Origin of the sequence: Mycobacterium sp., from assembly GCF_019247615.1 — a bacterium.
Taxonomy (GTDB): Bacteria; Actinomycetota; Actinomycetes; order Mycobacteriales; family Mycobacteriaceae; genus Mycobacterium.
Map to the genome: position 1 here is coordinate 1 of NZ_JAFBAT010000178.1, position 6,991 is coordinate 6,991.

Below are 6,991 nucleotides of genomic sequence, written 5' to 3' on the forward strand. Positions count from 1 at the left end.
CCCGACGCAAGGCTTCACGCCGCGTGACCGCGCCGCAGAAGTGGTCACCGGACCATTTCGCGAGGTCACCCTTGACGGCGCCGGGCACTGGCTTCAGGAGGAACGCGCCGACGAGGTCAGCGCCGAGTTGGTCGAGTTCTTAGCCGATTTGAACAAGGGCGGCGCTTGGGCCTGAAAGCTTTCGGCCAGGGGCATGCGACTCGGTGGCAAGAGTCCTAATTCTGTTGCGTTCGCGCTGTTGGTGGGATTCGGCCAGACAGCGCGACGAGTTGGTCGATCGCCGGCGCGTTCACGTCAATCGGTTGTGGTGAGGCGAACTGGCCGCTGCGTTGTAGGGCCGCGCTGCGGCTGTCAGCGAATGCGAGCACCTCATTGGCAAGGTTGTCGCCGATACGCAGACAGCAACCTGTCGCGGTCGCGATGTCCCAGCCGTGAATGACCAAGTCGGCCACACGTAATGCGAGCCGACTGCGCAGCGGTTTGGGCAGCTGCCCGTCTGGCTGCGTCGCACAGGCAAGCGCGCGGCGCAATTCCTCGGTGGAGGAGCGGTATCGCGCGACGAGTTGGTCGGGTGAACCGAGTCCGGCTGGTGAGCCGGTCGCGGTGGGCGACGCAGAGTTATCGTCGGGGTGAAGCTGGCTGGTGAATGAGTGATTGACTTCGATGAGGTGTTCGGTCACGTCTGCGACTGTCCATTCCGCACACGGGCTGGACGCGCTCCACTGGTCGCCGCTCACGCGAGCCAAAACGCTGTCAACCGCTACAGCGGCCTGCACGAGGTGTGTCACTTCCGGGAAAGGCATCTACAGTTCCCTTCCTCGTGATGGTTGCTGTGGGGCAATGCTTTTCACGTCAGGGAGACTCGGCATGCCCCACACCATACCCCCAAATTAAGAAAAATAAGAGAAATATGTGGTATCAATAAGGGCGACGACGGTGAGGCAGCTCAACCAAAGCAGGGAGAGTGCGATGGAATCCTTCGACGTCGTGGTGGTCGGGGCACGCTGCGCCGGATCGCCGTTGGCCACCATGCTGGCACGCCGCGGGCTGAAAGTCTGTGTCCTCGATCGGGCCCACTTTCCCTCGGAAACACCGTCGACGCACATGATCCAGTCATGCGGCGTAGACGTCCTCCACGACCTCGGCGTGCTCGACACCCTGATGAGTGCAGGCGCCGCACCATTGCACGCCGCCACAATCGCCAGCGACGACGTCCAAATACACGCCACCGTGGACGCCCGGACCGAACATCCGGTGCTGTGTGCGCGGCGCGTGACACTCGACGTGCTGCTGGTCGAGGCCGCGGGCGCCGCGGGAGCCGAGATACGGACCGGCACGCGCGTAAACGGGTTGCTGCGCGATCGGGACCGCGTGACCGGCGTGCGCACTGACAAGGGCACCATCGGTGCGCGCCTGGTCGTCGGCGCTGACGGGCGACACTCGACGGTCGCCGACGCGGTCGGCGCCCAGGAATACGATGTGACCCAGCCCGGCCGCATGGTGGCCTGGGGCTACTTCGAAGGGGTCGACCGAGCAGGCCTCGCCCGGTTCGGCCGGATGAAAGACATGGGCTACCTCGCTGGACCCACCGACGGCGACCTGTACATGGCAGCGATCGCGCCGGATCAATCCCGCGCCAACGAATTCCAGGCTGACCGCGACATCTTCTTCACCAACGCCATCCGGAAGTGGCCGGAGCTAGCCGACCTCATGGCCGACGCCAAACGGGTCGGGCCGCTGCGAGTCTTCACCAAATGGCACGGCTACTTCCGCCAATCCGCCGGCCCCGGCTGGGTCCTCGTCGGCGACGCCGGACACTTCAAAGACTTCACACCCGGCCAGGGCATCTCCGACGCGCTGCGCCAAGCAAAACAACTGGCCGACGGTATCGAACACGGCCTAGCCGGCGACGGCCTCGACGATGCGATGCAACAGTGGTCGCACTGGCGCGACCACGATGCCTACGAAATGTACTGGTATGCAGCGCGCATGGGTGCTCCCGGCCCGGCCTCACCATGGACGAATGCTCTTCTCCATGAGGTCAGCGCCAGCCCGGCCGCCACCCGCGCATTCATCCGAGTTCTCAACCACGACATGCCGCCGTCCAAACTTTACACACCCACCATGGCGTTGCGGGCCACCGCCCGCGCCATCCGAGAGCACCCCAGACATACACCGGCGACGGTCAAAGAATTCATTTCCACTGCACGACAAGGCATTAAACAAGCCCGTCGCAAACGACGACTAGCCGATCGGACCAGAATCATGAACCGGGAGCCAGACTGGGGAACAGCGGTTGCCCACTCCAGATAAGACCGGGCCGGGCTACAGCATGGGGCTAGGCGATGCCGACGCCGAACGACTCAAACTGCTAGGGCGGTTTTATGATCCGAACTCTGCAGCGTTTATCGAGTCGGCCGGTGTCGCAGCGGGACACTCCATCGTGGACCTGGGATGTGGCCACGGTGCTGTTACCGACAGGATCGCTGCCCGCGTCGGTGATACCGGCACCGTCTATGCGGTGGATGCGTCTGCAGACCAGCTCCGCATCGCCCGGTCAACCCTGGCTCGTCGCAGCAATGTGACCTTCATCGAAGCCGCTCTCGAGGACGATCCGTTACGCGGCGAACGCGTCGACTGGGTTTACAGCCGATTTCTGCTCATGCACGTCGGCGACGTTCGTCGTGCCCTACGGGCAATGGCCAACATGCTCGTCGACGGGGGCGCGCTGCTGTTGGAGATCGCAGATATCGGCAGCTTGCGTTTTCTGCCCGGAAGCCATGAAAGCGACGTGTGGCGCTGCTGGTGGTATGCGCTCGGTAGAGCACGGGGCGCGTCCTATGACGTCGCCGAATGTGTCGAGGAGCTGCTCGATCAGACCGGCTTTGTGATCCACCGTCGTGACCGCTACCAGCCCGTGTCCGCCTCGGCCGAAGCCAAACTCGTTCACGCCATCGGATTCGACCAGTGTGCACCCGCGTATGCGCACGAAATCGGTGTTCCCGCTGACGAAATCGAGGCTCACTACGCTTTCCTGCGGCGGGTGGTGAACGATCCGACCGTCATGGTCGCCTTGTTCCGCAATACGCAATACCTCGCCCGCTTGCGCTAACCCGGCTCGCAGAGAAGAAACGCAACCGTGTTACCTGTCTGCCTTATTGCGACGGAACAGCTTGCGCGGCAACAGGTATCGCTTCCGCCGAGCGACCAACGTTGGCTCTGTCAGCATCATGCCGCCCAGCGCCGCGGCTCTAGGAGTCGCCTGCCTTCGGGCTCCGCTCGCTAGGGCGGACGATCCTATGCGCTGGCACCGATTTGGTGCCTATAACTGTTGAGCGACCCACCGATGTCAAGTTCGGTTGTGGCCTGGCTCGTGCTTAGAGTTGCCTACATGTTGGTGTGGATCAATGGACCGTTCGGCGGCGGGAAGACGCAGACCGCATTCGAACTTCATCGGCGACTTCCTGACAGTGTCGTTTGTGATCCAGAGGAGATCGGTTTCGGGTTGCATCGGGCGATGCCTAGGGCTTTGCGCACCAACTTCCAGGACTATCCAGCCTGGCGCCAGGGCGTCTATGAAGTGCTCGATCACGTCATAGGCGCACACCGCGGCGTCGTGATCGCCCCGATGACGGTTATCGAGCCGAAGTACCTTGCCGAAACTGTGGGCCGGCTACGGGAACGCGGCCACGACGTCCGCCATTTCGCGCTCCTCGCCAATCGGGAGACCGTGCTGCGTCGGATCCACGGCCGAACCCTCTGGGGGCTCAGTCGTGACCCGTTTGCTACATCTCACGTCGACCGCTGCCTTGACCGGCTTCGCGGACCTGAGTTCGCCCACCATGTGTGGACCGACGCGATTGCGGTCCCAGAGGTGGCCCAATGCATCGCTACATCAGCCGGCCTGGCGCTCCGACCGAATACCGAAGGACCGGTGCGCAGGCGACTGCGCCAAAGCTGGATATCCATCAAACACATTCGATTCGCCTGACCCCATTGGGCGAGTGTCGGTCGCAAGTAGGTTTCCCACATGGTGTCCCGAAGCGCCTTGATGTGCTCCCTAAACATGCGCGCTTCTACCTCCCGGCACGCCGCGGCCGCGGAATGAGCGGGTCCTACGGACTTCTTTGATTCGTCGAGGCCCGGTTGGTCGACGAACGGGATCCCACGGAGTGGTCCAGTAGTCATCGAATCGTGCGGGTTCGGCGTTGCCACAAGTGGCCTTTTGTTCTATAACTTATAGAGCAATATGGGAGGCGGGTTCCATGATCCTCAACGTCGACCTGGCCAGCGAGGTGCCGATCTACCAGCAGCTTCGGGACCGGATCGTAGAGGCGATCGCCGACGGCGTACTGACTGAGGGCAGCTCGTTGCCGGCCACCAGGACGCTCGCCGCGGACTTCGGGATCAATTTCCACACCGTGAACAAGGCCTACGACCTGCTGCGCCAGCAGGGCCTGATCCGGCTCAACCGCAAGACCGGCGCGGTGGTGACGCCGACGGTCGCGCACTCGCCGTTCCGCGAGGAATGGACCGCGAGGGCACGGACCCTGCTGGCCGAAGCCGTAGCCAAAGGATTACCGGCCGACGAGGTTCTCGACACCTGTCGGTCCACGCTGGACTCATTCGGTACCCCGAAGTCAAAGGACACACCATGACCATTGCGATCGCCCTGAGCTCCGCGTTGGCAGCACTGCTGCTCGCAATCGCCCTGGGTCTGCCCTCGATCAACAGTCCGACGGTGCCCTTCGGGGTCCGCGTACCGGCCCAGCATGCCGACGACCCGACGATTGTCAGCCAGACCCGCATCTACCGATGGCGAGTACTCGTCAGTGGGATCGTCGCTGCCGGAGTCGGCGCCGTCGTCTACTGGGTGACCGGCGAAAAACTGCTGCTGCCGTTGTCGGTGCTGGTGCTGGTTGGCCTCTGGAACGGCTGCTTTGTCATGGCTAACCACGAAATCCGGGCGGCGAAGGCCGCCGGGAACTGGTATGAGGGCCTACGCCAAGGCATCGCGGTGGACACCCGATTGCGGACCGACCCGCCACGTTTTCCCTGGTTATGGCTGGCACCGGCGCTGATCGTCATGATCGTCACGGCGGTGATCGGCGTGGTCCTCTATCCTTCGATGCCCGAGACGCTGGTGGTGCACTACCGCGCCAACGGCGTACCCAACCGGTTGGCCGCCAAGTCAGTGGGCACCGCTTTCTCACTGGTGTTCGTCCAGATCGGCGTGACGGCGCTGCTGGTCGGTATCGCGACAGCCATCCTCCGTAGTAGCCGCCCCGACATCGACCCCGCGCACCCGGTGGGCTCCGCGCGTTGGCACCGCCATTACATGTCACTGGGCGCCAAGGCATTGCTTGGGCTGGTCGCGATGATCGACGTGGGGATGCTGGGATCATCGCTGCTGATGTGGACCGGGACGGTCACTTCGTGGGCACCGCTGGTGGTCGTGCTGCCGATCCTGGCCGCCGTCGTGGTGGCGGTCGTGGTGCTAGCCAGGAACAACCGTGTGCGCGATGACGGCGAGCAGGACACCGGCCTGACCCACCGCGATGACGACAAGTACTGGCGCGGTGGCCTGTTCTATATCAACCGCGAAGACCACGCGCTGCTGGTTCCGCGCCGGTTCGGTCTGGGATGGACGCTCAACTTCGGCAACCCGAGGGCAGCGATGCTTCTGGCCGGCGTGATCGCGCTGATCGGTGTGCTGATCACCCTGCGTTTTGGCGGCTGACCCGTCGGCAGAGCAAAGGCTGGCAGCGCCCGAGGACGGACACCGCCACACGCAGAACGTCGTTTCTGACGAATGCACCAATCTTGTTTTGCACAAACCGCTTCGGGCGCGTCGCCGCGCCGTCAGCGACGACCGATGCGGATTGAGAGGTAGAGCGGGATGAAGATGATCGACAGCAGCAAGCTCCCAACGAGCCACGCTTCCGGTGTGTCTACAACGAAAGCACCGGTCGAGAAGACTACTGGCCGCCCGCTTTTGGCCTGCGCTTTTGCATCGGCATAAAGCCACAAATCCACGACGAGAACAACCACTATCGGAAACAGGCCCAGCACTATGTGGCGGGTGTCCACCGGCATGGGGACCATTGTGCGCGGAGCTGTCTTTACCTGCGAGTCCGCTCGTATCTAGGGATACGAGCGTGGTCAGATCCTGTCTCTTGATAAGGGTGCCAGTGTGCGCCGGGCTAGCCTCGAAACCAACAGTGGCAAGCCGGCACCAATGGGGATGGTAAGGATGCGTGTGTTCGTTACCGGCGGCACCGGAGCGATCGGTGGCCATGCGGTTCCCGCGCTGCTTGCCGCGGGTCATGACGTTACCGCGATGGCCCGCAGTGAGACGAAAGCGGAGGCTCTGCGACGTCAGGGAGCCACGGCGGTTCAGCTGTCGTTGTTCGACCGTGATGGGCTTACCACTTCATTCAGTGGTCACGACGCGGTGGTGAACATGGCGTCGGCGCTGCCGTCGCCGCAGCGATTCATCCTGAAGTCTGCCTGGAGCGACTGCCAGCGCATCCGCACCCAAGGATCGGCGACCGTCGTCGAGGCGGCTTTGGCCGCCGGCGTTGGGAGGGTGGTGCAAGAGTCCGTAGCGATGATTTATCACGACGGTGGGGACCACTGGATCGACGAGGATTGGAACGTTGATCGGTACCCGATTGCTGCGGGGAATCACGCCGCAGAGTCCAGTGCTCGACGATTTGCGGAATCCGGAGGGGACGCAGTCATTTTGCGGTTTGGATTGTTCTATGGACCCGGTGCGGCGCACAGCGAGCAGATCATGGCCCTGGCACGTCGCCACATCGCATTCCAGGCCGGTCGGGCCGACACGTACATGTCGTCGATCCATCTCGCCGACGCGGCCAGCGCCGTGGTCGCCGCCCTGCAGTGCCCGGCCGGGACCTACAACATCGTCGATGACGACCCTGTCACCAAGAAGCAGAACAGCCAGGCGATGGGGAAGGCAGTCGGTACC

General features: G+C 63.3%; 9 protein-coding genes. 7 read left to right on the forward strand and 2 right to left on the reverse strand.

Annotated features, from left to right (window positions below; all coding sequences use genetic code 11):
* A partial coding sequence (locus JO059_RS12085; protein ID WP_293318943.1) for an alpha/beta hydrolase occupies positions 1-175 on the forward strand: 175 nt, incomplete at its 5' end.
* Positions 176-215: 40 nt separating this feature from the next.
* Here the strand turns inward: JO059_RS12085 and JO059_RS12090 are convergent.
* A complete protein-coding gene (locus JO059_RS12090) occupies positions 216-803 on the reverse strand; it encodes a TIGR03086 family metal-binding protein (RefSeq protein ID WP_293318929.1) in 588 nt (195 codons plus the stop codon).
* A 166-nt stretch (positions 804-969) separates the two neighbouring features.
* Between JO059_RS12090 and JO059_RS12095 the strand changes: the two genes are divergently transcribed.
* From JO059_RS12095 to JO059_RS12115, 5 genes are all read left to right on the forward strand, one after another.
* Positions 970-2,313, forward strand: coding sequence for an NAD(P)/FAD-dependent oxidoreductase (locus JO059_RS12095; RefSeq protein ID WP_293318931.1), 1,344 nt, complete (start codon positions 970-972; stop codon positions 2,311-2,313).
* A 19-nt stretch (positions 2,314-2,332) separates the two neighbouring features.
* Positions 2,333-3,112: a class I SAM-dependent methyltransferase gene (locus JO059_RS12100; protein WP_293318945.1), complete on the forward strand. Its 780-nt coding sequence runs from the start codon at positions 2,333-2,335 to the stop codon at positions 3,110-3,112.
* 279 nt (positions 3,113-3,391) lie between these two features.
* Positions 3,392-3,991: an AAA family ATPase gene (locus JO059_RS12105; protein WP_293318933.1), complete on the forward strand. Its 600-nt coding sequence runs from the start codon at positions 3,392-3,394 to the stop codon at positions 3,989-3,991.
* Between the two features lie 274 nt (positions 3,992-4,265).
* Positions 4,266-4,658 carry a GntR family transcriptional regulator gene (locus JO059_RS12110; protein WP_293318935.1) on the forward strand — a complete coding sequence of 131 codons (393 nt, stop codon included), beginning with the start codon at positions 4,266-4,268 and terminating at the stop codon, positions 4,656-4,658.
* A complete protein-coding gene (locus tag JO059_RS12115; RefSeq protein ID WP_293318937.1) occupies positions 4,655-5,740 on the forward strand; it encodes a DUF5808 domain-containing protein in 1,086 nt (361 codons plus the stop codon). The genes JO059_RS12110 and JO059_RS12115 overlap by 4 nt, the downstream gene beginning before the upstream one ends.
* Positions 5,741-5,862: 122 nt before the next feature.
* Here the strand turns inward: JO059_RS12115 and JO059_RS12120 are convergent, their stop codons facing one another.
* Entirely contained in the window at positions 5,863-6,096 is a 234-nt protein-coding gene (locus JO059_RS12120; RefSeq protein ID WP_293318939.1) for a hypothetical protein, read from the reverse strand.
* Between the two features lie 157 nt (positions 6,097-6,253).
* Between JO059_RS12120 and JO059_RS12125 the strand changes: the two genes are divergently transcribed.
* Positions 6,254-6,991: NAD(P)-dependent oxidoreductase (locus tag JO059_RS12125; RefSeq protein WP_293318941.1), on the forward strand; the 738-nt coding region annotated here is incomplete at its 3' end.

Coding starts and splice junctions, on each gene's coding strand:
- JO059_RS12090 (WP_293318929.1), bottom strand. CDS start 803: ATGCCTTTCCCGGAAGTGACACACCTCGTGCAGGCCGCTGTAGCGGTT.
- JO059_RS12095 (WP_293318931.1), top strand. CDS start 970: ATGGAATCCTTCGACGTCGTGGTGGTCGGGGCACGCTGCGCCGGATCG.
- JO059_RS12100 (WP_293318945.1), top strand. CDS start 2,333: ATGGGGCTAGGCGATGCCGACGCCGAACGACTCAAACTGCTAGGGCGG.
- JO059_RS12105 (WP_293318933.1), top strand. CDS start 3,392: ATGTTGGTGTGGATCAATGGACCGTTCGGCGGCGGGAAGACGCAGACC.
- JO059_RS12110 (WP_293318935.1), top strand. CDS start 4,266: ATGATCCTCAACGTCGACCTGGCCAGCGAGGTGCCGATCTACCAGCAG.
- JO059_RS12115 (WP_293318937.1), top strand. CDS start 4,655: ATGACCATTGCGATCGCCCTGAGCTCCGCGTTGGCAGCACTGCTGCTC.
- JO059_RS12120 (WP_293318939.1), bottom strand. CDS start 6,096: ATGCCGGTGGACACCCGCCACATAGTGCTGGGCCTGTTTCCGATAGTG.